Origin of the sequence: Stutzerimonas stutzeri (genome assembly GCF_000219605.1) — a bacterium.
Lineage (GTDB): Bacteria > Pseudomonadota > Gammaproteobacteria > Pseudomonadales > Pseudomonadaceae > Stutzerimonas > Stutzerimonas stutzeri.
This window is the reverse complement of sequence record NC_015740.1, coordinates 892,163-918,831: the sequence shown is the minus strand read 5'-3', so window position 1 is coordinate 918,831 and position 26,669 is coordinate 892,163. Positions and strand designations below refer to the sequence as shown.

28 protein-coding genes are annotated in these 26,669 nt (G+C 64.3%); 16 read left to right on the top strand and 12 right to left on the bottom strand.

Annotation, left to right across the window (positions count from 1 at the left end):
• Positions 1-117: 117 nt before the first annotated feature.
• Positions 118-345: a PA4570 family protein gene (locus PSTAB_RS04300; RefSeq protein WP_003281581.1), complete on the top strand. Its 228-nt coding sequence runs from the start codon at positions 118-120 to the stop codon at positions 343-345.
• Positions 346-454: 109 nt separating this feature from the next.
• On the opposite strand, the gene PSTAB_RS04295 is transcribed toward PSTAB_RS04300, so the two are convergent.
• The 7 genes from PSTAB_RS04295 to PSTAB_RS04270 all read right to left on the bottom strand — a co-directional run bounded on the left by PSTAB_RS04295 (position 455) and on the right by PSTAB_RS04270 (position 6,819).
• Positions 455-1,072, bottom strand: coding sequence for an FKBP-type peptidyl-prolyl cis-trans isomerase (locus PSTAB_RS04295; protein WP_013981861.1), 618 nt, complete (start codon positions 1,070-1,072; stop codon positions 455-457).
• 73 nt (positions 1,073-1,145) lie between these two features.
• Complete coding sequence (locus PSTAB_RS21075) at positions 1,146-1,274, bottom strand: DUF2256 domain-containing protein (protein WP_020306566.1); 129 nt, start codon at positions 1,272-1,274, stop codon at positions 1,146-1,148.
• The gene (locus PSTAB_RS04290; protein ID WP_013981860.1) at positions 1,271-2,806 is read right to left on the bottom strand and encodes a cryptochrome/photolyase family protein; all 1,536 of its coding nucleotides are present in this window, start codon (positions 2,804-2,806) and stop codon (positions 1,271-1,273) included. The genes PSTAB_RS21075 and PSTAB_RS04290 overlap by 4 nt, the downstream gene beginning before the upstream one ends.
• 34 nt (positions 2,807-2,840) lie before the next feature.
• A complete protein-coding gene (locus PSTAB_RS04285; protein WP_013981859.1) occupies positions 2,841-3,146 on the bottom strand; it encodes a DUF6482 family protein in 306 nt (101 codons plus the stop codon).
• Between the two features lie 87 nt (positions 3,147-3,233).
• Positions 3,234-3,722, bottom strand: coding sequence for a TIGR00645 family protein (locus PSTAB_RS04280; protein ID WP_011912140.1), 489 nt, complete (start codon positions 3,720-3,722; stop codon positions 3,234-3,236).
• Between the two features lie 154 nt (positions 3,723-3,876).
• Positions 3,877-4,203: a PA4575 family protein gene (locus PSTAB_RS04275; RefSeq protein ID WP_013981858.1), complete on the bottom strand. Its 327-nt coding sequence runs from the start codon at positions 4,201-4,203 to the stop codon at positions 3,877-3,879.
• A gap of 174 nt (positions 4,204-4,377) precedes the next feature.
• Entirely contained in the window at positions 4,378-6,819 is a 2,442-nt protein-coding gene (locus PSTAB_RS04270; RefSeq protein ID WP_013981857.1) for a Lon protease family protein, read from the bottom strand.
• A 269-nt stretch (positions 6,820-7,088) separates the two neighbouring features.
• Here PSTAB_RS04270 and PSTAB_RS04265 point away from each other — a divergent pair, with 269 nt between their 5' ends.
• The 7 genes from PSTAB_RS04265 to PSTAB_RS04240 all read left to right on the top strand — a co-directional run bounded on the left by PSTAB_RS04265 (position 7,089) and on the right by PSTAB_RS04240 (position 13,931).
• The gene (locus tag PSTAB_RS04265) at positions 7,089-8,117 is read left to right on the top strand and encodes a cytochrome-c peroxidase (RefSeq protein ID WP_013981855.1); all 1,029 of its coding nucleotides are present in this window, start codon (positions 7,089-7,091) and stop codon (positions 8,115-8,117) included.
• A 101-nt stretch (positions 8,118-8,218) separates the two neighbouring features.
• Entirely contained in the window at positions 8,219-8,608 is a 390-nt protein-coding gene (locus tag PSTAB_RS04260; RefSeq protein ID WP_049790749.1) for a cupin domain-containing protein, read from the top strand.
• Complete coding sequence (locus tag PSTAB_RS21710) at positions 8,601-8,765, top strand: hypothetical protein (protein WP_013981853.1); 165 nt, start codon at positions 8,601-8,603, stop codon at positions 8,763-8,765. The genes PSTAB_RS04260 and PSTAB_RS21710 overlap by 8 nt, the downstream gene beginning before the upstream one ends.
• Positions 8,766-8,777: 12 nt before the next feature.
• Entirely contained in the window at positions 8,778-9,647 is an 870-nt protein-coding gene (locus tag PSTAB_RS04255; protein ID WP_041771642.1) for a c-type cytochrome, read from the top strand.
• A 45-nt stretch (positions 9,648-9,692) separates the two neighbouring features.
• Positions 9,693-11,063 carry a cbb3-type cytochrome c oxidase subunit I gene (locus tag PSTAB_RS04250; RefSeq protein WP_013981851.1) on the top strand — a complete coding sequence of 457 codons (1,371 nt, stop codon included), beginning with the start codon at positions 9,693-9,695 and terminating at the stop codon, positions 11,061-11,063.
• A gap of 7 nt (positions 11,064-11,070) precedes the next feature.
• Complete coding sequence (locus tag PSTAB_RS04245) at positions 11,071-11,886, top strand: CbbQ/NirQ/NorQ/GpvN family protein (protein WP_013981850.1); 816 nt, start codon at positions 11,071-11,073, stop codon at positions 11,884-11,886.
• A gap of 8 nt (positions 11,887-11,894) precedes the next feature.
• A complete protein-coding gene (locus PSTAB_RS04240) occupies positions 11,895-13,931 on the top strand; it encodes a nitric oxide reductase activation protein NorD (protein WP_013981849.1) in 2,037 nt (678 codons plus the stop codon).
• A 3-nt stretch (positions 13,932-13,934) separates the two neighbouring features.
• Here the strand turns inward: PSTAB_RS04240 and mscL are convergent, their stop codons facing one another.
• Positions 13,935-14,345: a large-conductance mechanosensitive channel protein MscL gene (gene mscL / locus PSTAB_RS04235; protein WP_013981848.1), complete on the bottom strand. Its 411-nt coding sequence runs from the start codon at positions 14,343-14,345 to the stop codon at positions 13,935-13,937.
• Between the two features lie 247 nt (positions 14,346-14,592).
• Between mscL and PSTAB_RS04230 the strand changes: the two genes are divergently transcribed.
• Entirely contained in the window at positions 14,593-14,853 is a 261-nt protein-coding gene (locus PSTAB_RS04230) for a YdcH family protein (protein WP_013981847.1), read from the top strand.
• 111 nt (positions 14,854-14,964) lie between these two features.
• On the opposite strand, the gene PSTAB_RS04225 is transcribed toward PSTAB_RS04230, so the two are convergent.
• Positions 14,965-15,399, bottom strand: a complete 435-nt coding sequence (locus tag PSTAB_RS04225) for a CopD family protein (RefSeq protein WP_013981846.1) — start codon at positions 15,397-15,399, stop codon at positions 14,965-14,967.
• A gap of 115 nt (positions 15,400-15,514) precedes the next feature.
• On the opposite strand from PSTAB_RS04225, the gene radA reads away from it, so the two are divergent.
• Positions 15,515-16,876, top strand: a complete 1,362-nt coding sequence (gene radA, locus PSTAB_RS04220; protein WP_013981845.1) for a DNA repair protein RadA — start codon at positions 15,515-15,517, stop codon at positions 16,874-16,876.
• Positions 16,877-16,879: 3 nt separating this feature from the next.
• Here the strand turns inward: radA and PSTAB_RS04215 are convergent, their stop codons facing one another.
• The 3 genes from PSTAB_RS04215 to glyA form a co-directional block, all read right to left on the bottom strand.
• A complete protein-coding gene (locus PSTAB_RS04215; RefSeq protein ID WP_013981844.1) occupies positions 16,880-17,248 on the bottom strand; it encodes a PilZ domain-containing protein in 369 nt (122 codons plus the stop codon).
• Positions 17,249-17,304: 56 nt separating this feature from the next.
• Positions 17,305-17,766: a methyltransferase family protein gene (locus PSTAB_RS04210; protein WP_013981843.1), complete on the bottom strand. Its 462-nt coding sequence runs from the start codon at positions 17,764-17,766 to the stop codon at positions 17,305-17,307.
• A gap of 141 nt (positions 17,767-17,907) precedes the next feature.
• Entirely contained in the window at positions 17,908-19,161 is a 1,254-nt protein-coding gene (glyA, locus tag PSTAB_RS04205; RefSeq protein WP_013981842.1) for a serine hydroxymethyltransferase, read from the bottom strand.
• A 254-nt stretch (positions 19,162-19,415) separates the two neighbouring features.
• Here glyA and ettA point away from each other — a divergent pair, with 254 nt between their 5' ends.
• From ettA to gdhA, 6 genes are all read left to right on the top strand, one after another.
• Complete coding sequence (gene ettA / locus PSTAB_RS04200; RefSeq protein WP_013981840.1) at positions 19,416-21,083, top strand: energy-dependent translational throttle protein EttA; 1,668 nt, start codon at positions 19,416-19,418, stop codon at positions 21,081-21,083.
• Positions 21,084-21,248: 165 nt separating this feature from the next.
• Positions 21,249-23,240 carry a biofilm regulation protein phosphatase SiaA gene (siaA, locus tag PSTAB_RS04195; RefSeq protein ID WP_013981839.1) on the top strand — a complete coding sequence of 664 codons (1,992 nt, stop codon included), beginning with the start codon at positions 21,249-21,251 and terminating at the stop codon, positions 23,238-23,240.
• Positions 23,241-23,255: 15 nt separating this feature from the next.
• Entirely contained in the window at positions 23,256-23,798 is a 543-nt protein-coding gene (siaB, locus tag PSTAB_RS04190) for a biofilm regulation protein kinase SiaB (RefSeq protein ID WP_013981838.1), read from the top strand.
• 17 nt (positions 23,799-23,815) lie between these two features.
• Complete coding sequence (siaC, locus tag PSTAB_RS04185) at positions 23,816-24,193, top strand: biofilm regulation phosphoprotein SiaC (protein ID WP_013981837.1); 378 nt, start codon at positions 23,816-23,818, stop codon at positions 24,191-24,193.
• A 12-nt stretch (positions 24,194-24,205) separates the two neighbouring features.
• Positions 24,206-24,991 carry a biofilm regulation diguanylate cyclase SiaD gene (siaD, locus tag PSTAB_RS04180; protein WP_013981836.1) on the top strand — a complete coding sequence of 262 codons (786 nt, stop codon included), beginning with the start codon at positions 24,206-24,208 and terminating at the stop codon, positions 24,989-24,991.
• 279 nt (positions 24,992-25,270) lie between these two features.
• Positions 25,271-26,608 (top strand): NADP-specific glutamate dehydrogenase, encoded by a 1,338-nt coding sequence (gene gdhA / locus PSTAB_RS04175; protein WP_013981835.1) that lies wholly within the window; start codon positions 25,271-25,273, stop codon positions 26,606-26,608.
• Positions 26,609-26,669: the final 61 nt, after the last annotated feature.

Below are 26,669 nucleotides of genomic sequence, written 5' to 3'. Positions count from 1 at the left end.
GCAGCTCGCCCCTCCTATCAAGCCCCTCCTCTCCGCTCGCATGAGCGGTGAATAATTGCGCTTGCATATTTGCGAATAACAATTATTCTCATTAACAAACTGAATGGGAGGTGCCGCATGACCTATCTGATCGATGCCTGGCTGGACCGGCCGCAACCCTACCTGCGGATACTCGACCGCAACACCGGCGCGGTGTGCGTTTCACTGGAAGGAGAGGCGCTGGAGGAGCTGCGCGAGCAGGGCGATCTCGACCTGCAGGAGCTCAGCACGAACGAGCCCTGCGTACTCAAGGAGCAGATCCGCAATCTGTTTCTGTTCAGCTATGCCCGGGCGTTGCGCCCCTGAGCCGATCGAGGCCTGAACGCACGCACCGAGGTGGGAACACGTGCGTCCCGTGGCCAGCGCCGCCGCGCATTGCGCGACAGCTACCGAGAGACCGTCGATCGCAACCGCGTCAGAGCACGTCCAGCAGTTCGACGTCGAACACCAGCGTACTGTGCGGCGGGATGCTACCGACGCCCTGCGCACCATAGGCCAGTTCGCTCGGCACATAGAGGCGCCATTTGCTACCGGCATTCATCAGCTGCAGCGCCTCGGTCCAGCCGGCGATGACACCTCCGACCGGGAACTCGGCCGGCTGGCCGCGCTGGTAGGAGCTGTCAAACACGCTGCCGTCGATCAGGGTGCCGTGGTAGTGGGTCCGCACGCTGTCTTCGCGGGTCGGCTTGGCGCCGTCGCCTGCGGACAGCACTTCATACTGCAGACCGGATTCCAGCACCACCACGCCGTCGCGCTTGGCGTTTTCGGCGAGGAAGGCACGGCCTTCGGCAGCGGCGGCCTCGGCCTTCTGCTGAGCTTCGACCTGCATGCGCTGGCGGATCACCGCGAAGCTGGCATTCAGCGCCTCGGGGCTGACCTGGCTGGCAGCACCGGCGAACGCGTCACGAATACCGGCGATCACCGCGTCGAGGCTGACACCCGGCGGCGGGTTGTCACGCAGCTGATCACCCAGCTGACGGCCAATGCCGTAGCTGACGCGGGTTTCGTCGGTGGAGAGATTGAGTTCGGTCATGCCGGGCTCCGGTCAGGTAAAAAAGGTCGGCCAGACTAGCACAGCCGAACAGCCGGAGTCGTCGCAGCGTGGCTCACCTGCCCCGGCAGCGCTGCGAGCAGTAACGCACTTCATCCCAGCAGCGCGCCCACTTCCTGCGCCAGGTGAACGGCAGGCCGCAGCGGGCACAAACCTTCGATGGCAGGTCGGCCTTCCTTCTCACAAGGAATCCCCAGCATCCAGCCGTGCCAGCAGCGCCTCGCCACGCTGCCAGAGCGCTTGCTGCCTGGCCTCGTCCATGCGGGTCAAGTTGCGATAGACCATGGTCATTCGTGGATTGCCCTGCAGCCGCTCACGGTGGCGCATCAGGAAATGCCAGTACAGCGCGTTGAACGGACAGGCATTCTCCGTCGTGCTCTCGGCCACGCTGTATGAGCAACCCTGGCAGTAATCGGACATCCGCTTGATGTACTGGCCGCTCGCGCAGTAAGGCTTGGACCCCAGGTAACCACCGTCGGCGTGCAGCACCATGCCCAGCACGTTGGGCAGCTCCACCCACTCGAAGGCATCCATGTAGACGGCCAGGTACCAGTCGCACAGCGCAGGCGGTGCGATACCCGCGAGCAGGGCGAAGTTGCCAGTCACCATCAGCCGCTGGATATGATGCGCGTAGGCCAGTTCGAGCGTCTGGCCGATCACCTGGCGCATGCAGTTCATCCGCGTCCGACCGGTCCAGTAGAACTCCGGCAGTGGTCGGTCGTTGCCGAATGCATTGCGCCGCGCATAGTCGGGCATCTGCAGCCAGTAGATGCCGCGCACGTACTCGCGCCAGCCGATCAGCTGACGAATGAAGCCCTCGGCCGCGTTCAGCGCCACGTTCCCCGTTCGATAGGCCGCCTCGACATCGGCGCACAGTCGCCGTAGGTCGAGCAGTCCGACGTTGAGCGCCGCGGCGATGCGCGCATGAAACAGAAAGGGATCGCCGCTGGCCATGGCGTTCTGGTAATCACCGAACGCCGCCAGGCCGAAATCCAAAAAGTGCTTCCAGAGCTGCTCGGCCTCGGCGTGGGTCACCGGGTAATCGAAGCCATCCAGGCCGCCGTAGTGATGGGCGAAGCGTGAGCTCACCAGTGTCAGCACTTCACGGGTAATGTCATCGGCCGTAAGGGACAGCCTGATCGGGCCATGTAACCCGCGCGGCAGCGCCTTGCGATTGTCGGCGTCGAGATTCCAGACACCACCCTCCGGTGAGCCATCCGGATTCAGCAGCAAGCCGGTTCGACGCCGCATCTCGCGGTAGAAGAACTCCATGCGCAACTGCGCCTTGCCCTGTGCCCAACGCGCGAACTCGCTGCGCGAGCAGATGAAACGCCGATCGGCATGCCAGGTGATTGGCAGGCCGCAACCGTTGAGCGCCTGCTCGACGCGCCAGTCGCCGGCCTCGGTGACATGAATCGATCGTGGCCGATGCAGCGTCGCGAAACGGAGCAGCTCGCCGGCCAGCGAGCCACTGTTGGCCGGATCGTCGAGCCGTACATAGTCCACCGCCACGCCGCGCAGCCGCAGTGCCTCGGCAAAGTGGCGCATGGCGCTGAATATGAAGGCGATCTTCTGCGGATGATGGGGAACGTGACCTGCCTCCTCCGCCACTTCCGCGAGCAGCACCCGGTCACGCGCCACATCAAGACCTTCGAGGGCGGACAGCTCGAAGCTCAGCTGGTCCCCCAGCACCAGCCGCAGCGCCGCTACGCTCACAGCGAAGCGCCTTCAGCACACGCCCTGGCGAGTCTCACCACTGCGAACGCATGCCGATGGGTACGCGCAGCGGCTCGCGAACGCCATCCGCCAGGCCGCACATCTCGTCATAAGGGGACTGCTGCACCAGATGGAATGGCAGCTCGGGAAGGTCGCGCAGCAGGTCGCGCGCGTGCTCGACCGAGCGCAGATGGCAAACGCTGCCGCGCTCGTCGACCAGCGCGTGTCGCTGGCCTTGCAGATAGATGTCGAGGATATAGATGCCGCCCTCAAGGGAAATCAGCTCGAGGGCATCGATACGCCCCGCATTGGCATGCCGGGCGAGGTCGCTCAGGTTCATGGCAAGTACTCAGGAAATAACGATACAGAATATTGAACAAAACAATAATTCTGTACAGCTTTTCCGATGACTGCCGCAGGCGAGGTGTCAGTGCTTGGTGATCTTGTCCATGTAACCCATGGCAAAGGCCGACACCACGAAGGTGAGGTGGATGATCACGTACCACATCAGCTTTTCGCTATCGATCTGCTGTACGTCCATGAACATACGCAGCAGGTGGATAGAGGAAATCGCCACGATGGAGGCGGCGACCTTGAGCTTCAGCGAGCTGGAATCCATCTTGCCGAGCCAGTCGAGCTTTTCCTTGCCCTCGTCCACGTCCAGTTGCGAAACGAAATTCTCGTAGCCGGAGATCATCACCATCACCAGCAGCCCGCCGACCAGCGCCATGTCGATCAGCGACAGCAGGGTCAGCACCAGATCCGCCTCGCTGATGGAGAGGATCATCGGCAGGATATGGAAGATCTCCTGAAAGAACTTGATCGCCAGGGCCAGCAGCGCAAATGCCAGACCGAAATAGATGGGCGCCAGCAGCCAGCGAGCGGCATACATGGCGTTCTCGAGAATGCGTTCCATGAGGTCTCACAGCGGTAATTGAACGAGGCGCGAGTATACGCAGCAGGGTCGAGCGGACCAAGGCGGGCAAAGGGTCATCGTGGCGCCAGGACAGAACCGGGCCGTCACCGGCAGGTCAGCGCCAGAAGGCCGCACATCGATGACGCTGTGACGATCATTCCCAGCCGCTGAGGAAGCGCCCCTGGTTGGCATTGACTCGCCGCAGCTCGGCCTGCATGTGCAGCTGCCAGATGGAGGGATCGTCCGATTCGCGGTAGCCCTGCCCGACGAGATTGTCGGCGATGGCCTGCAGCACCGACTCAGCCATGGCCGGCCCATGGAAGGGGCCCTGAACCTTGATCGCGGTGGGCTGACCATCGGCCAGCCCAGCGGCGCAGAGCAGCGTCCATAGGCCATTGCCGCCAGCGAGGGGGCGGATAACGCATTCGATACGGGTAACCAGGCCCAGGCACTGGCGGTTGAGACAAAGGTTGTGCGGCATGACGGCAATCCTCGCGTCGGGCTGACGCGGAACATCCAGCACGGATGTAGCGCGAGAGCCTGTTTATCCCCTGAAGCTGTGGATAATCCTGTGAATGAAGGGTGCATGCCCTTCTCCACTGCAGACCCGCCGCGCGCCCTATCGTTCCGTTCAAAAACCGCACAATGGCGACGTTCAGCTGCTCCCTTCGGATTTGGCAGCCTCTTGCTCCGGCGCCGCCGCCGTCTCGCCCTTGCCTTCCTCTTCCAGTTCGATCTCGGCGATGTCGCGCAGCCGTTCGACTACCCTGGCGTTCACGCTGCCCTTGGGAAAGTGGCCCTGCTCATTGGCCGCGCCCACATCCTCGCCCACCAGCAGCGACAACGCCTCATCCACCTGTCTTACAGCATAGACGTGGAAGCGCTGCTGGCGTACGGCCTCCAGCACGCGCTCATCGAGCATGAGGGTGGTGACGTTGGCGAACGGGATGATCACCCCCTGCTCGCCGGTCAGGCCGCGCGCCTCGCAGAGGCGGAAGAAGCCTTCGATCTTCTCGTTGACCCCGCCGACCGCCTGCACTTCACCGAACTGGTTGATCGAGCCGGTGATGGCGAAGCACTGCTTGAGCGGTGTGCGCGACAGCGCCGAGATCAGCGCACAGCACTCGCCCAGCGAGGCGCTGTCGCCATCGACGTAACCGTAGGACTGTTCCAGCGCGATGCTCGCGGAAATCTCCAGGGGAAACTCCTGGGCGTAGCGGCTGCCCAGGTAGCCAGTGAGGATCATCACCCCCTTGGAGTGGATCGGCTGGCCGAGGTTGACCTCACGTTCGATGTCGACGATGCCTGAACCACCCGGATAGACGGTGGCGGAGATGCGTGCCGGCATACCGAATGCCGAATCACCGACTTCCAGCACGGTCAGGCCGTTGCACTTGCCGATCGCCGCACCCTCACTGTCGATCAGGATCACGCCGGCGAGGATGTCCTCGAGAATCCGCGCCGAAACGCGGCCCGTACGCGTGGCCTTGGCCTTCAGTGCACGCTCGATATGGCCGACGTCCGTCACCTCGTCCTTGGCCAGCTGGCGAATGAAGTCGGCCTCGCTGACCAGCTGGAACAGGTCGCCAATGCGCGCCGACAACCGCCCCTGATGCTCGGCCAGACGTGCGCTGTAGGTTGCCAGGCGCGCCACCGCTGCCGAGGTGAGAGGGGCCATGCCCTCTTCCGATGTGCGGGTTTTCATCAGCTGGGCGAACTGCTCGAGGCTGTCCTCGGCCAGCGGGATGTCCTCGTCAAAGTCCACCAGCACGCGGAACATCTCCTGGAAGTCCGGATCCAGGTCCTGCAGCGTGTAATAGAGCTGGCGCGAGCCGATGATGATCACCTTGACGTTCAGCGGGATGACCTGCGGCGTCAGCGTCACCGTGGCCAGGCGACCCAGCTCGGCCAACGGCGACTCCATCTTCAGCTTGCGCGATTGCAGGGCGCGCTTGAGCGCCTCCCAGACGAAGGGCTCGCTGAGCAGCTTCTCGGCCTCCAGCATGAGAAAGCCGCCATTGGCGCGATGCAGGGCGCCGGGGCGCAGCTGGCGGTAGCTGGTATAAAGCGCGCCCTGGTCGGTACCGTATTCGATACGGCCGAACAGGTTGTCGAAGGTCGGGTGCGGCTCGAACACCACCGGCGCGCCGCCATCGACCGGGTGGCCGACCACCAGGCTCGGGCTGTACTGCTCCTCGAGCAGCACGCGGTTCTGTGCCTCCGGGCGGTTCTCGTCGACCAGCTGCTCGACCACGGTCTTCAGCAGGTTGACCTGCACCGCCTGCAGATAAGCCTCGATGCCGGCGTTCTCGGCATACTTTTCCGAAAGGGGCGCCAGCAGCGGCTGCAGTGCCTGACTGATGGTCTCGTCATTGAGCTGGCGCAACTGGTTGGTGGACTCGCGCTTCCACTGCGGGAGGCTGGCCAGCTCTTCGTTCAGCCGCACTTCCAGCGCGGAAATATCTTCGTGGTAGCGCTCGCGCTCGGCTTCCGGCAGCTGAGCGAATTCGGTCTCGTCCAGCGCCTTGCCGTCCTTCATCGGGGTGAAGGCGATATTGGTGCTGTCGCGGTAGAGGGCGATTTCCTTCTCGAGCGCAAGCTTCTCGATGACGTCCAGCGCCTTGTCGTAGCGCTGGTTGAAGGCGCGGTCGATGGCGCTCTTCTTCTGCTGGAAACTCGGATGCTCGAACACCGCCGGAAAGGTCGCCAGCAGGTTGTCGATCAGCTGGTTGATGTCGGCGATGAACCCCGCCGCGCCACCATGGGGCAACTCGAGCACGCGCGGCTCACGGGGCTCGTTGAAGTTGTTGACGTAGACCCAGTCCGACGGCGTCTGCAGTCGCTTGCCTTCGGCCTTCAGGTAACGCCGTACGAAAGAGAAACGCCCGGTGCCCGGCTCGCCCATCACATAGACGTTGTAACCGGGTCGTGGCATGGCAACGCCGAATTGCAGCGCCTCGACGGCGCGCTCCTGACCGAGCACGCCGAGAAAGGGCTCAAGCTCGGCGGTGGTCTTGAAGTTGAATTGGCTGGGCTCGAAGGGACGGGTCAGCGCATCGGGTGCCAGGCGCAAGCCGGCAGCGACAGTTTCAGGCATCGGGAATCCTTGCTGGAGTGGCGCATGCGGCCACGATTGATGGCGTCATTCTGGCGTTGCCTCGGGCGCGCCGCAAGGCTGGCAGCCGGGCCGGGCATCCAGCGGCCGACGGTCCGGTTTCGGCGATAAAACCCGAGCGGCGGCTGCAATGACACAAGTGGATACATTTGGCCGCAGCGGACACCGCCCCGGGGCTTGATGCAGATCAAACGGTCGCTTGACGGAAAAGCGCTTCCTAAAGCCAGCCAACACAAAAAGGAGCTTCCGTGATGCGCCCTTCTCTTCCCCTATTGCTTAGCAGCCTATTGGTCACCGGCGCCGCGAGTGCTGACGATCTTCGCGAACGCGCCAATGCCATCTTCAAGCCGATTCCGGACAAAGTCACCGAGGTGCGTGGCCAGAAGGTCAGCGAGGATCAGGCCATGCTCGGGCACAAGCTGTGGTTCGACCCGCGCCTGTCCAGCAGCCATGTGATCAGCTGCAACACCTGCCACAACCTGAGCATCGGCGGCAGCGACAACGTGCCGACGTCCATCGGCCATGGCTGGCAGAAAGGCCCGCGCAACTCGCCCACCGTGCTGAATGCCGTGTTCAACGCCGCCCAGTTCTGGGATGGCCGCGCCAAGGATCTCCAGGAACAGGCCAAGGGCCCGGTCCAGGCGAGCGTGGAAATGAACAGCACGCCCGAACGCGTCGTCGCCACGCTCAAGAGCATTCCGGAGTACGCCGCCGAGTTCAAGAAGGCCTTCCCGAAAGACAAGGACCCGGTCAGCTTCGACAACATGGCCTATGCGCTGGAAGCCTTCGAAGTCAGCCTCACCACGCCGAACTCACCGTTCGACCGCTTCCTCAAGGGCGAGGACAAGGCCCTGGATGACAAGCAGAAGCAAGGCCTCGCGCTGTTCATGGACGCGGGCTGTTCCGCCTGCCACAACGGCGTGAACCTCGGCGGCCAGGGCTACTTCCCGTTCGGCGTCGTCAAGAAGCCGGGTGCCGAAGTGCTGCCGGCCGGCGACAAGGGCCGCTTCACGGTGACCAATACCGCCAGCGACGAATACGTCTTCCGCGCCGCACCGCTGCGCAACGTCGCCCTGACGCCGCCGTACTTCCACAGCGGCGAGGTCTGGGAACTGGAGCAGGCGGTGGCCATCATGGGCGACAGCCAGCTGGGCCGTCAGCTCAATCAGGACGAGGTCAGCGCCATCACCGCCTTCCTGCGCAGCGTGACCGGCGATCAGCCTCAGGTAGCCTACCCGGTGCTGCCCGCCAGCACCGCGACGACGCCGAAGCCCGAGTAAGAGTCCTCGGCCACAGAACCTGCAGGCGCCCTGCCTGCAGGTTTGACGTATCCCTTCCCCTGGTCTAGCCTTCGAATACCCGCTCCGAACGGTGAAGACCCATGGCCCTGCACCATGCCCGCTCGGGTGAAGTGATCGGCCTGCTGGCCCATCCACAAGCCCCAACCCTGCAATCGCAAGCGATCGTCAGCACCCCCGAGCTCGAGGTGATGCGCCTGTGCCTGCCCGCCGGCAAGCAGGTTCCACCCCACGCCGTTGCCGGCCCCATCACCCTGCTCTGCCTGCAGGGTCAGATCGAAGTCCAGGCCCACGGCGGCTGGCAACCGATGCGCGCGAACGATCACCTGTACCTGGCCGGCCAGGTCGAGCATGCGCTGCGAGCACTCACGGACGCGGTGGTGCTGGTCAGTATCCAGCGCCACGCCACCAGCGCAGCGAAACGGAACGAAACGGATACGGAAACGGAACGGAAGCAAATAAACCATGACTAACGATTACCGGCGTGGCGCAGCGCCGATCACCGAAAGGAGCTTAGCCTTGGTGAAGTTCTTCAGAATTCTCAGCTTTGCGGTGCTCGCGCTGATGGTAGCCGCAGCCCTCTACGCCGGCATCATGGGCATCGTCCATTGGGCCGGCATCGGCGTCTGACCGGAGCCCGAGATGAACAAGAGACAGACTCGCTCTTTTGCCATTATTTCCACGCTTGTCTCGGCTTTGGTGTTTCTTGGGATGACCGTCGACAGTCACCGGCAGTTTCCGAAGCTGACCAATGCCGACAGCATCACGCCCGCGGTCACCCGCGGCCAGGACGTCTGGCACGCCAACAACTGCATCAACTGCCACACCCTATTCGGCGAAGGCGCCTACTACGCACCGGACCTGACCAAGATCACCCAGTTGCGCGGCGCGCCTTATCTCAAGGCCTTCTTGAAGGCGCCGGAGCGCTTCTACGACGAGCAGCGCCACCGCCGGCTGATGCCCAACCCCAACCTCAGCGACGAGGAGATCGACGACCTGATCGCCTTCTTCGACTGGGTCGCCAATGTCGACAACCAGGGCTGGCCGCCGCGCCCGATACTGGTCACCGGCTCGTCGATTCCCGGCACCAGCCTGAGCATCGCCCAGCAGGACATTTCCGGCCCGGACAAGACCGCCGACCAGATGCCACCCGGCGCCCGCCCCGTTTCCGGCAACGAAGATCCCATCGCCCTCGGCGAAGCGCTGTTCCGTACCGCAACCCCGGCCTGCAACGCCTGCCATTCCATCGCCCCCGGGGTGAACCTGGCCGGGCCAACCCTCGCCGGCCTGGCGGCACGGGCGCAACAGACCATCGACTCGCCGGACTACCAGGGCAAGGCCGACAGCGTCGAGGCCTTCATCCGCGAATCCATCGTTTCGCCCAGCGCCTACCTGCATCCCGGCGAGATGTATTCGGCAGGAGGCGTGTCCTTCATGCCCACCAGTTACGGCGAGTCGCTGACGGACGAGCAGCTCGATCAGCTGGTGCGGTACCTGGCGTCATTCAAATGATCGCGGCGCCCACGGCCCGCCGGACGAACATGCAGAGGTTCAGCCATGCGCTATAAATCTCAATCGGTCGCCTACTGGTACTTCGCCGTCGCCATGGTGCTGTTCGGTCTGCAACTGGTGTTCGGCCTGCTGTCGGCGACCAAGTACCTGGGGCCGGACCCGCTGCTGAACATCCTGCCGTTCGATGTCACCAAGGTGATTCACACCAACCTGCTGATCGTCTGGGTACTCACCGGCTTCATGGGCGCGACCTACTGGATGGTGCCGGACGAGTCGCGCACAGAGCTGCACAGCACCAAGCTGGCCTACATCCAGCTCGTGCTCTGGACCCTGATGGGCGTGACCGCGGTCATCGGCTACCTGTTCGGCTACGGCACCGGCAACAAGCTGCTCGAGCAGCCCCTGCCGCACAAGATCGTCATCGTCATCTGCATGCTGATCTTCCTTTACAACATCGGCATGACCATCAGGAAATCCGGCCGCTTCACCACCACCGAAGGCGTGCTGCTGCTCGGGCTGGTCAGCTCCGCCGTGCTGTTCTTTCCGGCGCTGCTGCATTACGAGAACTACACGGTCTCCATCTTCTATCGCTGGTGGACCATTCACCTGTGGGTCGAAGGCGTGTGGATGATGATCATGGGCGCCTTCCTCGCCTACCTGCTGATCCGCCTGTCCGGCGCCGACCGCGAGGTGCTGGAGAAGTGGCTGTACGTGATCGTCGGCCTGGTGTTCATCGCCGGCATTCTTGGCACCGCACACCATTATTACTGGGTCGGCGTGCCCTACTACTGGCTGCCCATCGGCGGCTTCTTCAGCGCGCTGGAGCCGCTGGCCATCGTCGGCATGGCGATGTACGCCTACAGCGCCATGCGCCGCTCGGGCCTGGCGCACCCCAATTCGCTGGCCCTGCACTGGACCCTCGGCAGCACCATCTTCACCCTGTTCGGCGCGGGCCTGCTGGGCTTGGCCCATACCTGGCCGAGCATCAACAAATGGACCCACGGCACGCTGATCACCGCCATGCACGGTCACGCCGCCTTCTATGGCGCCTACGCCATGATCGTGCTGGCGATGATTACCTACGCACTGCCGTCGCTGACCAACAAGCGCCCGGAGCAAGGCACCACCATCGGCTATTGGGCGTTCTGGCTGCAGCTGGCCGGCATGTTCGGCATGACCCTGTCCTTCGCCACGGCCGGGATCGGCCAGGTGTATCTGGAACGGATCATGGGCATGGGTTACCTGGATGCGCAGCTGAAAATCCAGATCCACTTCGTGATGCTGATCTCCACCGCGAGTATCTTCGCCACGGGCGTGGGGCTGTTCATCTACGACTTCTTCAGCTACCGACCGCGCTTCGAGACGCTGGACAACGAGCTGATGGAGCCCGCCGTGCCCGCCGACCGGGTGGTCTGAGGTGGGCTTGGATCAGTCCATCCGCAGCCTGGCTGCACGCCCGACGGCCGATGAGCCCTGGTATCAGCCGACAGGCAATGAAGTCGCGCTGTTCGAGCAGTGCCACGCACGCGGCCTAGCAGTCATGCTCAAGGGCCCGACCGGCTGCGGCAAGACCCGTTTCGTCGAGCACATGGCCTGGCGCCTGGGCCGCCCGCTGGTGACCATACCCTGCCACGACGACCTCTCGGCCAGCGACCTGATCGGCCGCTACCTGATCCGCCATGACGGCACCGTCTGGCAGGACGGCCCGCTGACCCGCGCCGTGCGCGAAGGCGCCATCTGCTACCTGGACGAAGTCGTCGAGGCGCGTCAGGACACCGTGGTGGTGCTACACGCACTGACCGACTACCGGCGCATGCTGCCCATCGACAAGACCGGCGAGAACATCGAGGCGGCGCCCGGCTTCCAACTGGTGGTGTCCTACAACCCCGGCTACCAGCGCATGCTCAAGGACCTCAAGCCCAGCACCCGCCAGCGCTTCGTCGCCATGGACCTGGACTTTCCCGCGCCGGAACACGAGGCGCTGATCGTGCAGCACGAGAGCGGCGTCGAACCGGCCGTCGCCAGAGGGCTGGTCAGCCTGGCCGAACGTATCCGCCAGTTGCGCGACCGTGGCCTGGCGGAGGTGCCGAGCACCCGCCTGCTGATCGCGGCCGGGACCCTGACGCTCTGCGGCATCCCGGTGCGTGAAGCCTGTTATGCCGCCATCGTCTCGCCGCTTTCGGATGAGCCGTCCATGGTCAGCGCGCTGCGCGATCTGGTCGACGGCACTTTTGTCTAGCAACCGCCATGGCTGAAGCCGAGGAGCTGGTCAGCGACGCGGCGCGTCATGCGACCATCCATGTGCAGCGCTTGTGGCGGCGCTATCGCCCACTGCCGGAAGGCCCACCAACGGTCATGCTGGTCGATATCGCACCGCGCCTGGACTTGCTGATCAGCGCGGTGACCGGCAGCAGCTACCCGATCAGAATCGCCCAACCGCCCGCCTTGCCGACTCTGCTGGCACGCTTTTTCCGCCGCGTCCAGGCGCCCTGGCAACAGCAGCCAATTCCCGCCACCGATGGCCAGCGCCTGTGGCTGCCCGCCGACTCCGGCCTGCGGGACATCGAGCACGGTGCCGAAGCCTACCGGGTGATGGCGCTGCAACAGGCGCTGCGCGCCCAGCGCGGCACGGCCCAGGCGCTGCCTCCCGCCTCGCCTGCGATGCTGGCGGATGCCTACCTGCTGCTCGAAGCCTGGTCGGTGGACGCACAGCTGGCGCAAACGCTGCCCGGCATGACGCCCGCCATCGAGCGGCTGCGCCAGCGCTGCCTGCAACGCCGCCCGCCGCTGGCGGCGTTTTCCCGCTCACGCCAGCCACTGGAAAGGCTGCTCAGGCAACTGCTCGACAGCCGCTGCGATCAGCCGCCGCCAGGCTTCCTGCTGAGTGAGTCGCCCGCGCAATCGCTGCGGCTCGCCGAGGGCCTGCTGGCCGACCTGGGACTCTCGATCGAAGACCGCTCCGGCGGCAATGCCCCGCTGCTGCGGGACGAGTGGACCGGCACCCTGCATGCGCCCGCGTCCAATACCGCCAAGGCCAGGCCGAGCCAGGACGCGCCTGCGGACAGTGATACGAATGCCTCGGCGCCCCGTAGCGCCAACCTGCCCCGTCGCCCGCAGGTGCGCGAGTCGAAAGAGGATGAGGATGAAGGCGACGAGGGGATTTTCATGGTGCAGGCCGACGAGCCTCACCAGCATGCCGAGGACCCGCTAGGGCTCAACCGCCCGGTCGACCGCGACGAAGACACCAGTGCCGACGAATACGGCGATATGCTTTCCGAACTGCCCGAGGCGCGCCTGGTAGCAACGCCGGGCAGGCCCAAGGAGGTGCTGATCTCCGACGACCCACCGGACAGCAATACCGCCCTGCAACTCAAGCGCGCCATCGCCGATGGCCAGGGGCTGCACTACCCCGAATGGGATTACCGCGGCGGGCATTACCGCCAGCCCGGCGCCACCGTCAGGCTGCTCCCCAACCTGCCCGGCAGCCAGAAATGGGTGGACGATACCCTGGACAAGCATCGCGCCTTGCTGAATCAGATCCGGCGGCGCTTCGAGATGCTCAGGGCCCGCCGTGTCACGCGCAGGCGACAGCTCGACGGGGATGAAATCGATCTGCACGCCTATATCGACAGCTATGCGGATTTCCGCGCCGGTGGCTCGCTGTCCGAGGCGCTGTACCAGTGCCAGCGCAGGGCGGAACGGGACCTGGCCATCACCCTGCTGATCGACGTCAGCGGCTCGACCGACGGCTGGGTTTCAGCCGAGCGGCGCGTCATCGACGTGGAGCGCGAGGCGCTGCTGCTGGTGTGCATCGCGCTCGACGGGCTGGGGGAGCCCTATGCGGTGCAGGCGTTCTCGGGGGAAGGCCCCGATGCGGTGATCGTGCGGGAGCTGAAAGCATTCGACGAAACCTTCAGCAACGAGGTGGCGCTGCGCATCAGCGCGCTGGAGCCCGAGCACTACACTCGCGCCGGCGCCGCCATTCGCCATGCCAGTACGGGTCTACTGCAGCAGGCCGCCTCTCATCGGCTTCTGCTGCTGCTCTCCGATGGCAAGCCGAACGACAAGGATGACTACGAGGGCCGCTACGGCGTGGAAGACATGCGTCAGGCGGTCACCGAAGCCACCTTGCAGGGCATTTCGACGTTCTGCCTGACCATCGACCGCCAGGCCGCCAACTACCTGCCCCGCGTCTTCGGCGCTCGGCAGTACGCCTTGCTGCCCAAACCGGAACTGCTGCCTGGCGTGCTGCTGGAATGGCTCAAGCGGCTGATCACGACCTGAGTATCAGGAGCGGTTCTGCTCCTTAAGCAGATCGCGAATCTCGGTCAGCAGCACTTCTTCCTTGGTCGGTGCCGGTGGTGCCGAGGGTGCCTCGGCCTCCTGGCGCTTGAGGGTGTTGATCGCCTTGATGGCCAGGAAGATGGCGAAGGCGATGATGACGAAATCGACCACCGTCTGGATGAACATTCCGTAATTGAGCGTCACCGCGGGCGCGTCGCCCACCGCTTCCTTGAGCACTATGGCCAGATCGGAGAAATCCACCCCGCCGATCAGCAGGCCCAGGGGTGGCATGACCACACCGTCGACGAACGAGGAAACGATCTTCCCGAACGCCGCGCCGATGATGATCCCCACCGCCATGTCGATGACATTGCCCCTGACGGCAAAGGTCTTGAATTCGCTGAGAAAGCTCATGTGACTAGTCCTTCTTTCTTGGTTGCTATATGCCCGCAAGCGGCCCGCTAGAGCATAGGCGGGCTTGAAGGCAGAGGCCAGGATCTATTGCCGTTTCATCGCGAGCCCCGTTGCAACGAGAATGGCAACAGCCCCTGACGCGGCGACGAGAGGAAGGATGAAATTCATCCGCTTGATCGCCGTCAACCGGGAAACACCTGCGAAAGACTAAGGTTCAGCTTTTCCTGAACCCCCGGAGCGGCCTTTCATGCACGTCGAACATCACTCCCTGAGCAATGACTTTCCCGAGAAACAGGCACAGCTGCTGAAACTGAGCCAGGAAGACCCCACTTTTGCCCGCAAGGCCGAGAACTACGAAGCGCTGAGCCAGCGCATCCGCAGCCTGGAAGATGGCGCCGACAGCGCCACGCTCGAATCGCTCAAGCAAGAGCACAGCGTCCTGAAGGAAGACATCGCCCGCGACCTCAAGCGCGCCTCGGGCAGCTGCTGCGGCGGTTGCTGCGGCTGACGCCTGTACCAGACAACAGCAAGCTCGACAACCCGACCGTAGGGCCGAATTCATTCGGCCAGCCACTCAACGACCGAACAAGTTCGGCCCTACGGCCAGCCGCCTATCCTTCTAGAGCAACCCGCCGAACCTGAACCCCGCCCCGACCCAGACGAAGGCCACCGCCGTCAGAGTGATCAGCACGATATGCAACCCCAGCTGCGGCAAGCGCTGGGCATCGAGCCGCGGAATCAGCGCCAGGCGTGCATGCACTCCGAGCAGCGCGGTAAAACCCAGCAGCGCCAGCTTGGCCTGCACCAGATGGGCGATGGGCGAATCACCGAACCACTGCGCATGGGGCAGCCACAGGCTCGCCATCCATAGCCCGGTCACGATCTGCACCAGCAGCGCGGGAATGCCGATGCGTTCGTAGATCTGCTCGAAATTGCGCACCGGCTGCGGGTCGCGCTGGCGCATGGCCCTGGGCAGCACGCCGAACAGCAACACCAGGTGTCCGCCAACCCAGACGCTGGCACCGAGCAGGTGAAGAAACAGCAGATGGCGCATGGTTCTCGCTCCCGTCCCATTTGTTCGAAGTCTGACGACTCGTGCGCCGCTTGTGGCTGATGGCGATCAAGTCAACGGCTATCATGCGACTCCATTTCCCCGACCCGGAGTTCCCATGGCCAAAGCCAAGCGCATGTACGGCTGCACCGAGTGCGGCTCGACCTTTCCCAAGTGGGCCGGCCAGTGCGGCGACTGCGGCGCCTGGAATACCCTGGTGGAAACCCTCATCGAAGGCGCGGCGCCGCCGTCCGGGCGCGCCGGTTGGGCCGGTGACCAGGCCAATATCAAGACCCTGGCCGAGGTCAGCGTCGAGGAAGTGCCGCGCTTCTCCACCGCCTCCGGCGAGCTGGACCGCGTGCTCGGTGGCGGCCTGGTGGACGGCTCGGTGGTGCTGATCGGCGGCGATCCGGGCATCGGCAAGTCCACCATCCTGCTGCAGACGCTCTGCGCCATCGCCCAGCGTTTCCCGGCGCTCTACGTCACCGGCGAGGAATCCCAGCAGCAGGTGGCCATGCGCGCGCGGCGCCTGGACCTGCCGCAGGACAAACTCAAGGTGATGACCGAGACCTGCATCGAATCCATCATCGCCACCGCGCGGCTGGAAAAGCCCAAGGTGATGGTGATCGACTCGATCCAGACCATCTTCACCGAGCAATTGCAATCCGCGCCGGGTGGCGTCGCCCAGGTGCGCGAGAGCGCGGCGCTGCTGGTGCGCTACGCCAAGCAGAGCGGCACGGCGATCTTCCTCGTCGGCCACGTCACCAAGGAAGGCGCCCTGGCCGGGCCGCGCGTGCTCGAGCATATGGTCGACACGGTGCTCTATTTCGAGGGCGAGTCCGATGGCCGCCTGCGCCTGTTGCGTGCGGTGAAAAACCGCTTCGGCGCGGTCAACGAGCTGGGCGTGTTCGGCATGACCGACAAGGGTCTGAAGGAAGTCACCAACCCCTCGGCAATCTTCCTCACCCGCGCCCAGGAGGCGGTGCCCGGCAGCGTGGTGATGGCGACCTGGGAAGGCACCCGGCCGATGCTGGTGGAAGTGCAGGCGCTGGTCGACACCAGCCACCTGGCCAACCCGCGCCGCGTCACCCTCGGCCTGGACCAGAACCGCCTGGCCATGCTGCTGGCCGTGCTGCATCGCCATGGCAGCATCCCGACCTATGACCAGGACGTGTTCATCAACGTGGTGGGCGGCGTGAAAGTGCTGGAAACCGCGGCGGATCTGGCGCTGATGGCTGCGGTGATCTCCAGCCTGCGCAACCGGCCGCTGGATACCGACCTCCTGGTGTTCGGCGAAGTGGGACTGTCCGGAGAGATCCGCCCGGTACCGAGCGGTCAGGAGCGGCTGAAGGAGGCCGCCAAGCATGGCTTCAAGCGCGCCATCGTGCCCAAGGGCAACGCGCCGAAAGAGGCGCCGGCGGGCCTGCAGATCATCGCGGTGACGCGTTTGGAACAGGCGCTCGACGCGCTCTTCGAATAGCCGTCAGGCCTCGCCGAGCGCGGCCAACTCGCGCTCCAGCAGCGCTTCGTCGCCGAGATTGAGCTCCACCAGACGGCGCAGGTGGGCAATGGAGTCGAGGTCGATGTGCTGGCAGGCGAAACCGATCAGCTCGCCCTCCTCGTGGCTCATCGTCACCTCCATGCGCACCTCGGCATCGTCGGACAGCCGAACCCGCGCCTCGAACGGCTGCCCGGCGTCGGCGCTCCAGCCCGCCGGACGGCGGACCAGCAGACCTTTGAGCGACAGGTCATGCAGTTCGACCGGCCAGCGGCGCTCGCCCTGAACCAGCTCGGTGGCAGCGTCGAACTCGATGCGCTGAAAGCGCCGGCGCTCACTGGACGAATCACTCATGGCATTACTCCGCTAGGTCTGGGTTCACTATAGGACAGCGCCAGCTGAAGTCGTCGTCACAACCAGCGGCGGACGCGCGTGCAGTAGGCCCGATAGTCATCGCCGAACAGCTGCCCCAGCAATCGCTCTTCGTGCACGATCACCCCGCGCTGCATGGTCAGGATCACCAGGGGCAGCAGCAGCCATGGCCACAGCGAGCCCCAGAGCAAGGCGATGCCGCCGTAGATCAGGCTGTCGGCCAGGTAGATGGGATTGCGCGAAAAGCGGAACGGCCCCTCCTCCAGCAATTGCGCGGGCTTGCCGTAGGGATTGACCGTGGTCTTGCGCCAGAGCATCAACAACCCGGCCCACAGCATCAACAGCACGCCGGCATCGATCAATCCCCAACCGATGTAGCGCGTCCAGAGCGTCTGCGGCAGCGCGATGGGCAGCATCGCGTCGAGCAACCAGGCGGCAGCCAGGAACAACAGGTAGATAAGCGGTGGCGGGAGGATCACGCCAGTGGCGTTTTTGAACATGCCAGAACTCCGATGAGCGGTAAGCGGAGTCTAGCGCGGCACAAGCCCGCAGCGACGACCGGGATCAAGCCATCAGCAGTTGCTGGCGCCAGAAAGCAGAAAGCCCGCTTGCGCGGGCTTTCCGTTTGCGTCTGGACGCGCTTAGTTTCCGTACACCGGGAACTTGGCGCAGACCGCCTCGACCTTGCCGCGGACCGCGTCGATCACCGACTCGTCGCCCATGTTATCGAGGATGTCGCAGATCCAGCCGGCCAGCTCGCGGCACTCGGTCTCGCCGAAACCGCGGGTGGTGACGGCCGGCGTACCGATACGCAGACCGGAAGTGACGAACGGCGAACGCGGATCGTTCGGCACGCTGTTCTTGTTCACGGTGATATGGGCGCGACCCAGGGCGGCGTCCGCGTCCTTGCCAGTGATGTCCTGCTTGATCAGCGAGAGCAGGAACAGGTGGTTCTGGGTGCCGCCGGAAACCACGTCGAAACCGCGCTGGATGAATACTTCGGCCATGGCCTGGGCGTTTTTCACTACCTGCTGCTGGTAAGCCTTGAACTCGGGCTGCAGGGCTTCCTTGAAGCACACCGCCTTGGCCGCGATGACGTGCTCCAGCGGGCCGCCCTGGGCGCCCGGGAAGACTGCGGAGTTGAGTTTCTTCTCGATCTCCTCGTTCTTCTTGGCCAGGATCAGGCCGCCGCGCGGGCCGCGCAGGGTCTTGTGGGTAGTGGTGGTGACCACGTCGGCGAAGGGCACCGGGTTCGGGTAGACGCCGGCGGCGACCAGACCGGCCACGTGAGCCATGTCGACGAAGAGATAGGCACCGACCTTGTCGGCGATCTCGCGGAAGCGGGCAAAGTCCAGCTTCTGGGAATAGGCCGAGAAACCGGCGACGATCATCTTCGGCTTGTGCTCGACGGCCAGGCGCTCGACTTCGTCGTAGTCGATCAGGCCTTGATCGTTGATGCCGTACTGCACGGCGTTGTACAGCTTGCCGGAGGAGGACACGCTGGCACCGTGGGTCAGGTGACCACCGTGGGCCAGGCTCATGCCGAGGATGGTGTCGCCCGCACTGAGCAGGGCCAGGTAGACCGCGGCATTGGCCTGGGAGCCGGCGTGCGGCTGGACGTTGGCGTAGTCGGCGCCGAACAGCTGCTTGGCGCGATCGATGGCCAGCTGCTCGACCACGTCGACGTACTCGCAACCGCCGTAGTAGCGCTTGCCCGGGTAGCCTTCGGCGTACTTGTTGGTCAGCACCGAACCCTGGGCTTCCATCACCGCCGGGCTGGTGTAGTTCTCCGAGGCGATCAGCTCGATGTGGTCTTCCTGACGCTTGGCTTCCTGCTGCATGGCAGCGAAGAGATCGGCGTCGAAACGGGCGAGGGTCAAATCACGGCTGAACATGGCAGTCCTCTGAGATCAGCTGGCGGTATAAAAGAGAGGCGCGGATTCTACCTCATCCGGCCGGCGGCGGGTATGAGCGATAGTCATGTACAAGATGAGCAGCAGGCGCCCCGGAGCCGCAGCCGCGGCGCTGCGGCGGTTTGCCCTGACCGGTGCATTCGGGTAGCTTTGCGCCCTTTACATGCCTCCCTTTTTCCTGGCCCTCGCGGGCTCCAGGGCGGCATCCATCACCACTGTCACGGGCATCTGTTTCCATGGCTCAATACGTCTACACCATGCACCGGCTGAGCAAGGTCGTTCCGCCGAAGCGTGAGATCCTCAAGAACATTTCCCTGTCGTTCTTCCCTGGCGCCAAGATCGGCGTGCTCGGCCTGAACGGCGCGGGTAAGTCCACCCTGCTGCGCATCATGGCCGGCGTCGACACCGAGTTCGACGGCGAAGCCCGCGCCATGCCGGGGATCAATGTCGGCTACCTGCCACAGGAGCCACAGCTCGACCCGAGCAAGACCGTTCGCGATGTGGTGGAAGAAGCCGTCAGCCAGATCAAGGACGCCCAGGCGCGCCTGGATCAGGTGTACGCCGCCTACGCCGAGCCGGACGCCGATTTCGATGCCCTGGCTGCCGAGCAGGCCAAGCTGGAGGCCATCCTGCAAGCGTCCGACGGTCACAACCTGGAGCGTCAGCTGGAAGTCGCCGCCGACGCCCTGCGCCTGCCGCCGTGGGACGCCAAGGTCGAGCACCTCTCCGGCGGAGAGAAGCGTCGTGTGGCGCTGTGTCGTCTGCTGCTGTCGGCTCCCGACATGCTGCTGCTGGACGAACCGACCAACCACCTGGACGCCGACTCGGTCGCCTGGCTGGAGCGGTTCCTCCATGACTTCCCGGGCACCGTGGTGGCCATCACCCACGACCGCTACTTCCTCGACAACGTCGCCGGCTGGATTCTCGAGCTCGACCGCGGCGCCGGCATCCCGCACGAGGGTAACTACTCCGGCTGGCTGGAAGCCAAGTCCGAGCGTCTGGCCCAGGAGTCCAAGCAGCAGTCGGCCCACGAAAAAGCCATGAAGGAAGAGCTGGAGTGGGTGCGCAAGGGCGCCAAGGCCCGCCAGGCCAAGTCCAAGGCCCGCCTGCAGCGCTTCGAGGAGATGCAGTCGCAGGAATTCCAGAAGCGCGCCGAGACCAACGAAATCTACATCCCGGCCGGCCCGCGCCTGGGCGACAAGGTCATCGAGTTCAAGAACGTGACCAAGGGCTACGGCGACCGCGTGCTGATCGACGACTTGAGCTTCAGCATGCCCAAGGGCGCCATCGTCGGCGTGATCGGTGGTAACGGCGCCGGTAAGTCGACCCTGTTCCGGATGATCATGGGCAAGGAAACCCCGGATTCGGGCAGCATCGAGATCGGCGATACCGTGCAGCTGGCCTGCGTGGATCAGAGCCGCGACGACCTGGACGGCAGCAAGACCGTGTGGGAAGCGGTGTCCGACGGACTCGACATGATCAAGATCGGCAACTACGAGGTGCCGTCGCGCGGCTACGTCGGCCGCTTCAACTTCAAGGGCGGCGACCAGCAGAAGTTCGTCAAGGATCTGTCCGGTGGTGAGCGTGGCCGCCTGCACCTGGCGCTGACCCTCAAGCAGGGTGCCAACGTGCTGCTGCTCGACGAACCGTCCAACGACCTCGACGTGGAAACCCTGCGCTCGCTGGAAGAGGCACTGCTGGACTTCCCCGGCGCCGCCATCGTGATCTCCCACGACCGCTGGTTCCTCGATCGGGTCGCCACTCATATCCTCTCCTACGAGGACGATGGCAGCGTGGTGTTCTTCGAGGGCAACTACACCGAGTACGAGGCCGATCGCAAGAAGCGCCTCGGCGATGCCGCGTCCCAGCCCCACCGCGTCAAGTACAAGAAACTGGCGCAGTAAGTCGGCATGCACACAGGAACGGAGCCAATCGGCTCCGTTCCTGCGTCAGAAACACGACAATCGACTAGTAGCAAAACGCCTTATGCCGGATAATTGCCGCCCACTCTGACCCACGGCCGGCAATCGTCTACCGCGCCACGACTTCGTGACAGGAAGGAATTTCGCATGGCAGCCCTGGGATTGCGCGGCAAATCACTGCTGGCCTTGTTGCTTACCTGCCTGCTGGCCTTCGTGTTCGCAGGCTTCATCGGCCGCGAGGCGCTGCTCGGCGTGCAGAACCGCTTCGGCGAAGCCTATGCACGCAACGTGGTGCAACTCAACCGCGAACGCCTGTTCGCGCCGGTGTCTCGCGAGCTCGCACTCGCCCAGCGCCTCGCCGCGTCGCAGTTGACCCTCGCCTGGCTCAACGACGAGCGCAATCCGACCAAGCGCGAGATCTTTTTCAAGGAAGCTGCCGGTTACCAGCAAGCGCTGGGCGATCACGCCTACTTTGCCGCGTCGGCACGCAGCAACAGCTACTATTCCAACGGGCCCGACCAGGCGCCCAGCGAGACGCCGCGCTATGAAATGAGCCCGGACAATCCGCGCGACGAGTGGTTCTTCCAGACGCTCCAGGCCAATGCACCCTACGCACTCAACGTCGATCGTTCGGTGGTCACCGGCGAACTCAAGGTCTGGTTCAACGTGCAGGTACGAGATGGCGATCGGCGCCTCGGGCTGGTCGGCTCTGGCATCGGCCTGCAGGCTTTCCTCGACGACTTCATCGAGTCCAACAAGGTCGGTGTCGAGTCGATGGTGCTCGACGCCTTCGGCTCCATCCTGGTCCACCCCAACCAGAACCTCGTCACCCTGAATGCCGAGACGGCACGGGGGCGCTCGCTGTCCACCAACATCCTCGGCCTGCTCGACGACCTCAGCGCTGCGTCTGCGGTACGCCAGGCCATGGCCGAAAGCCGCGACAGTCCGGGCAGCGTGGCGACCGTTCGGGTCACGCTGGATGGCGCCCCGCGGTTGCTGGCGCTGAGCTGGATTCCGGAACTGCAGTGGTTCGTCGCCAGCGCCGTCGACCTGAGCACCGCACAGGTGGTCGAGGTGCGTCCGCTGCTGCCGGCCATCGGACTGTTCCTCGTGCTGTTCCTGCTGCTGATCGGCGGTGGCGCCTGGCTGGTGGAGAAGCGCGTGCTCAAGCCGCTGCGCCAGCTACGCCGCAGCGCCCAGGCGCTGGCGGCCGGGCAGTACGACGCGCCGCTGCCGCTGCATCGCCAGGATGAGATCGGCGAGCTCAGTGCAGCCTTCGGCGCCATGGCACAGAAGGTGCGCAGCCACACCAGCGAGCTGGAGAACCGCGTACGCGAGCGCACCCGCGACCTGGAACAGGCCAACCGGGACATGGCCGCGGCACACAAGAAGATCGACGACTCCATCGATTACGCCAGCCTCATCCAGCGCTCGATCCTGCCGAACCGGCAGCTGGTCAGCGCCATGGGCGATCGCCATGCGGTGCTGTGGCGGCCGCGCGATGTCGTTGGTGGTGACTTCTATGTCTATCGCGCCGACGACCACGGCTGTCTGTTTGGCGTGGTCGACTGCGCCGGCCATGGCGTACCCGGCGCCCTGATGACCATGCTGGCCCATGCCGCGATCGATCAGGCACTCGGCAGCACCGGCCTGGCCGATCCGGCCGCGGCGCTGGCGCGTACCGACGCCATCGTGCGCAGCATGCTCAAGGAAGAGGATGATGCCCACGCGCTGGCCACCAACATGGACATCGGCCTGGCCTATGTCGATCTCAAGCGGCGCAAGGTGCATTATTCCGGCGCGAAGATCGCGCTGTACTACTGTGATGGCGAGGACGTTCACGAGGTCAAGGCGGCACGCCGGGCGATCGGCGACAAGCGCGTCGGCGAGTACCACAACACCAGTATCGACCTGCGGTCAGGTCGGACCTTCTACATGACCACCGACGGATTCCTCGACCAGGCCGGCGGCGACCAGGGCTACGGCTTCGGCAATAGCCGCTTCGCCAGCATGATCCGTGAGCATGCAAGGCGTCCACTGGCTGAACAGGGCGAAGCCTTCAGCCTCGCACTGGCGCGCTACCAGGGAGAATTTCCGCAGCGCGACGACATCACGATGTTATGTTTCCGTTTCGATTGAGACAGGGAGTTGGCCATGGCCCCCATTGACATGTTCGCGATGCGCGAATGCTACAACCAGCAACAGATCATGCTGTGCTTCAACGGCCCCATCTCACGCAGCCTGATCGAAGAAATCGGCAACGCGCTGCGCAACTACATGACCGAAGAGCAGGCACATCCATCTTCGGCGATGGACGTGTTCGCCGTGTACATCGAAATGACGCAGAACATCCGCCACTACACCCGCGAGAAGAACTGGTCCGATCAGCAGGCCGGCGCCACCGTGGTGGTTTCCCGTGATGACCAGGGCCGCTATGTCGTCTCGGCAGGCAATCTCATCGAAACCGCCGACGGTCAGGTATTGCTCAACGCTGTCGCGGAACTGGCGAAGAAAGACAAAGCCGAACTGAAGGCTCTGTACAAGGAGCAACTGCGCAAGCCACGCGACGAACACGTGGCCACCGGCGCAGGGCTGGGCCTGATCGATATCGCCCGCAAGTCCAGCGAACCCCTCAAGGCTTCGCTGCAGCCGGTCTCCGGCGAACTTTCCTTCATCAGCCTGAGCGCCGTCATCTGAATCCCAAGAGCATCCCCATGAACGACTTTTCCATCCCCGGCAGCCAGTCCACTCCCGCTATCCAGTCCGACTGGGAAAAAGGCATCGTCTCGATGCATGGCGATTCCTATCCGGAAAATTCCTACGAACTGTTCCATCAGGTCTACGAGTGGATCGAACGCTTCCTGGGCCAGGCCAGCCACCCGCTCAGCCTCGAACTGCGCCTGCTGTACCTCAATACCAGCAGCATCAAGGCGATGATGGACATCTTCGACCTGCTCGAGGCCGCGTTCCAGGATGGCCGCCAGGTGGCGGTCAACTGGTACTACGACGTCCGCAACGAGCGCGTGGTCGAGCTGGCCGAAGAGTTCAAGGAGGACTGCACCTTTCCGTTCTCCATCCTGAGTCACGACTGACAGAAGGTCGATATGCGCGGGCCATCACCGTTAGAGCAAGAAGTAGCCAGCCTTCTCGCCGATCCACAGTTCGAAGGGCATCCACTCAAGGAAGCCCTGAGCCAGCTGTGGAGCGCCCACCACGATCTGCTCGGGCGCATCGAGCGAATCGCCCGCGTCTCCGACGGCTACCAGAGCATTGCCCGCGAGCGTGAACTGAGCCTGGCGGCGCGCTTCGACAAGCAGCTGCGCCAGCTGGAGAAGGTTGCGCGCATCTCCGATCGCTACCAGGCGATGATGCAGGATCTCAACGCCTCGCTACGTGAAGCCTCGATGCTGGACTCGCTGACCGGCATCGCCAACCGCCGCCTGCTCACCGAACGCCTGCGCGAGGAAAGCGAGCGGGCCAAACGCTATGCACGCCCGCTGGCGCTGGTCATGCTCGACATCGACCGCTTCAAGATCATCAACGATGACTACGGCCACGATGTCGGCGACCGGGTGCTGATCGAGGTGGTACGGGTGATGGAGTCGGAGATCCGCGAGCACGACCTGTGCGGCCGTTGGGGCGGCGAGGAGTTCCTGATCCTGATGCCCGAGTGCACCGCACAGATGGCGCAGACCGTCATGCGCCGCCTGGGCGCCAGCATCGCGGCGCTGGGGGTACGGGTGAACGAGGATCTGCTCGGGGTCACCGCCAGCATGGGCATCGCCGAACTGCGCCCCGAGGAAACCTATTCGAACACCATCAACCGTGCCGATCTCGCCCTGCTGCGGGCCAAGCGCAGCGGTCGCAACCGGTGCGAGCTGGCGGACTGACCGCTTCGCCCGCCACCTGCACAAAAACGATGCGTTCGATGCGACATTTCGGCGCAAAGCAGGACAGCGACGGGGAAATCCTTCTCGACCTCCCTTGAAAGGCGCACCAGACAAGCGATACGCGCAAAGCATCACCATCCGCTGGCGCCGCACGCCGCGCACCACATAAAGGCACCCTCTAGCCACATCGCACTTCCGCGGTGCAAATCAGGTTTGTTACAGTCGCCCGCCAAAAAAATTATCAATGACTGCCAACAAGCGGTCGCCGAGGGCCTACTGATGATCGAAACCGTTGATGCCTTTCTCGCCCGACTGAAGCAACGCGACCCCCACCAACCCGAATTCCACCAGGCGGTGGAAGAAGTGGTTCGCAGCCTCTGGCCATTCCTCGAAGCCCACCCGCACTACATGCAGGCCGGCATCATCGAACGCATGGTGGAGCCGGAGCGCGCCATCATCTTCCGCGTGCCGTGGGTCGACGATCAGGGCCGCGTCCAGGTCAACCGCGGTTTCCGCATCCAGATGAACAGCGCCATCGGCCCATACAAGGGCGGCCTGCGCTTCCACCCGTCGGTAAACATCGGCGTACTCAAGTTTCTCGCCTTCGAGCAGGTCTTCAAGAACTCCCTCACCTCGCTGCCCATGGGCGGCGGCAAGGGCGGTTCGGACTTCAACCCGAAGGGCAAGAGCGACAACGAAGTGATGCGCTTCTGCCAGTCCTTCATGAGCGAGCTGTACCGCCACATCGGCGCCGACCTCGACGTGCCAGCCGGAGACATCGGCGTTGGCGGCCGCGAGATCGGTTTCCTGTTCGGCCAGTACAAGCGCCTGTCCAACCAGTTCACCTCGGTACTGACCGGCAAGGGCCTGCCCTACGGCGGCAGCCTGATCCGCCCGGAAGCCACCGGCTACGGCTGCGTGTATTTCGCCGAGGAAATGCTCAAGAGCACCCACAGCAGCTTCGATGGCAAGCGCGTGGCGATCTCCGGCTCCGGTAACGTCGCGCAGTACGCCGCGCAGAAAGTCATGGAGCTGGGCGGCCGCGTCGTCTCGCTGTCGGACTCCGGCGGCACGCTGCACTTCCCGGACGGCATGACCGACGAGCAGTGGGCCTATCTGATGGATCTGAAGAACGTCCGTCGCGGTCGTCTGGAAGAGATGGGCACGCAGTTCGACGTGACCTACATGGCCGACCAGCGTCCCTGGAGCCTGCCGTGCGACATCGCCCTGCCCTGCGCCACGCAGAACGAGCTGGACGGCGAAGACGCCCGCGCGCTGCTGAAGAACGGCTGCATCTGCGTCGCCGAAGGCGCCAACATGCCGTCGACCCTGGAAGCCGTGGACCTGTTCCTCGAGGCCGGCATCCTCTATGCCCCGGGCAAGGCCTCCAACGCCGGTGGTGTGGCCTGTAGCGGCCTGGAGATGAGCCAGAACGCCATGCGCCTGCACTGGACCGCTGGTGAGGTGGACACCAAGCTGCACGGCATCATGCAGTCGATCCACCACGCCTGCGTCGCCCACGGCGATGAAAACGGCCGGATCAACTACGTCAAGGGCGCCAACATCGCCGGCTTCGTCAAGGTCGCCGATGCCATGCTGGCCCAGGGCGTCGTGTAACGGCTGCGCCGACCGGCAAGCCTCGGCCAGAAAGACAAAGCCCCCGTCGGATCGTCCGGCG

Coding starts and splice junctions, on each gene's coding strand:
- siaB (WP_013981838.1), top strand. CDS start 23,256: ATGGCCCCCATTGACATGTTCGCGATGCGCGAATGCTACAACCAGCAA.
- radA (WP_013981845.1), top strand. CDS start 15,515: ATGGCCAAAGCCAAGCGCATGTACGGCTGCACCGAGTGCGGCTCGACC.
- PSTAB_RS04230 (WP_013981847.1), top strand. CDS start 14,593: ATGCACGTCGAACATCACTCCCTGAGCAATGACTTTCCCGAGAAACAG.
- ettA (WP_013981840.1), top strand. CDS start 19,416: ATGGCTCAATACGTCTACACCATGCACCGGCTGAGCAAGGTCGTTCCG.
- PSTAB_RS04300 (WP_003281581.1), top strand. CDS start 118: ATGACCTATCTGATCGATGCCTGGCTGGACCGGCCGCAACCCTACCTG.
- gdhA (WP_013981835.1), top strand. CDS start 25,271: ATGATCGAAACCGTTGATGCCTTTCTCGCCCGACTGAAGCAACGCGAC.
- siaA (WP_013981839.1), top strand. CDS start 21,249: ATGGCAGCCCTGGGATTGCGCGGCAAATCACTGCTGGCCTTGTTGCTT.
- PSTAB_RS21710 (WP_013981853.1), top strand. CDS start 8,601: ATGACTAACGATTACCGGCGTGGCGCAGCGCCGATCACCGAAAGGAGC.
- PSTAB_RS04240 (WP_013981849.1), top strand. CDS start 11,895: ATGGCTGAAGCCGAGGAGCTGGTCAGCGACGCGGCGCGTCATGCGACC.
- PSTAB_RS04255 (WP_041771642.1), top strand. CDS start 8,778: ATGAACAAGAGACAGACTCGCTCTTTTGCCATTATTTCCACGCTTGTC.
- mscL (WP_013981848.1), bottom strand. CDS start 14,345: ATGAGCTTTCTCAGCGAATTCAAGACCTTTGCCGTCAGGGGCAATGTC.
- PSTAB_RS04260 (WP_049790749.1), top strand. CDS start 8,219: ATGGCCCTGCACCATGCCCGCTCGGGTGAAGTGATCGGCCTGCTGGCC.
- PSTAB_RS04210 (WP_013981843.1), bottom strand. CDS start 17,766: ATGTTCAAAAACGCCACTGGCGTGATCCTCCCGCCACCGCTTATCTAC.
- PSTAB_RS04295 (WP_013981861.1), bottom strand. CDS start 1,072: ATGACCGAACTCAATCTCTCCACCGACGAAACCCGCGTCAGCTACGGC.
- PSTAB_RS04225 (WP_013981846.1), bottom strand. CDS start 15,399: ATGCGCCATCTGCTGTTTCTTCACCTGCTCGGTGCCAGCGTCTGGGTT.
- PSTAB_RS04215 (WP_013981844.1), bottom strand. CDS start 17,248: ATGAGTGATTCGTCCAGTGAGCGCCGGCGCTTTCAGCGCATCGAGTTC.
- siaC (WP_013981837.1), top strand. CDS start 23,816: ATGAACGACTTTTCCATCCCCGGCAGCCAGTCCACTCCCGCTATCCAG.
- PSTAB_RS04275 (WP_013981858.1), bottom strand. CDS start 4,203: ATGCCGCACAACCTTTGTCTCAACCGCCAGTGCCTGGGCCTGGTTACC.
- PSTAB_RS04265 (WP_013981855.1), top strand. CDS start 7,089: ATGCGCCCTTCTCTTCCCCTATTGCTTAGCAGCCTATTGGTCACCGGC.
- glyA (WP_013981842.1), bottom strand. CDS start 19,161: ATGTTCAGCCGTGATTTGACCCTCGCCCGTTTCGACGCCGATCTCTTC.
- siaD (WP_013981836.1), top strand. CDS start 24,206: ATGCGCGGGCCATCACCGTTAGAGCAAGAAGTAGCCAGCCTTCTCGCC.
- PSTAB_RS04280 (WP_011912140.1), bottom strand. CDS start 3,722: ATGGAACGCATTCTCGAGAACGCCATGTATGCCGCTCGCTGGCTGCTG.
- PSTAB_RS04285 (WP_013981859.1), bottom strand. CDS start 3,146: ATGAACCTGAGCGACCTCGCCCGGCATGCCAATGCGGGGCGTATCGAT.
- PSTAB_RS04270 (WP_013981857.1), bottom strand. CDS start 6,819: ATGCCTGAAACTGTCGCTGCCGGCTTGCGCCTGGCACCCGATGCGCTG.
- PSTAB_RS04250 (WP_013981851.1), top strand. CDS start 9,693: ATGCGCTATAAATCTCAATCGGTCGCCTACTGGTACTTCGCCGTCGCC.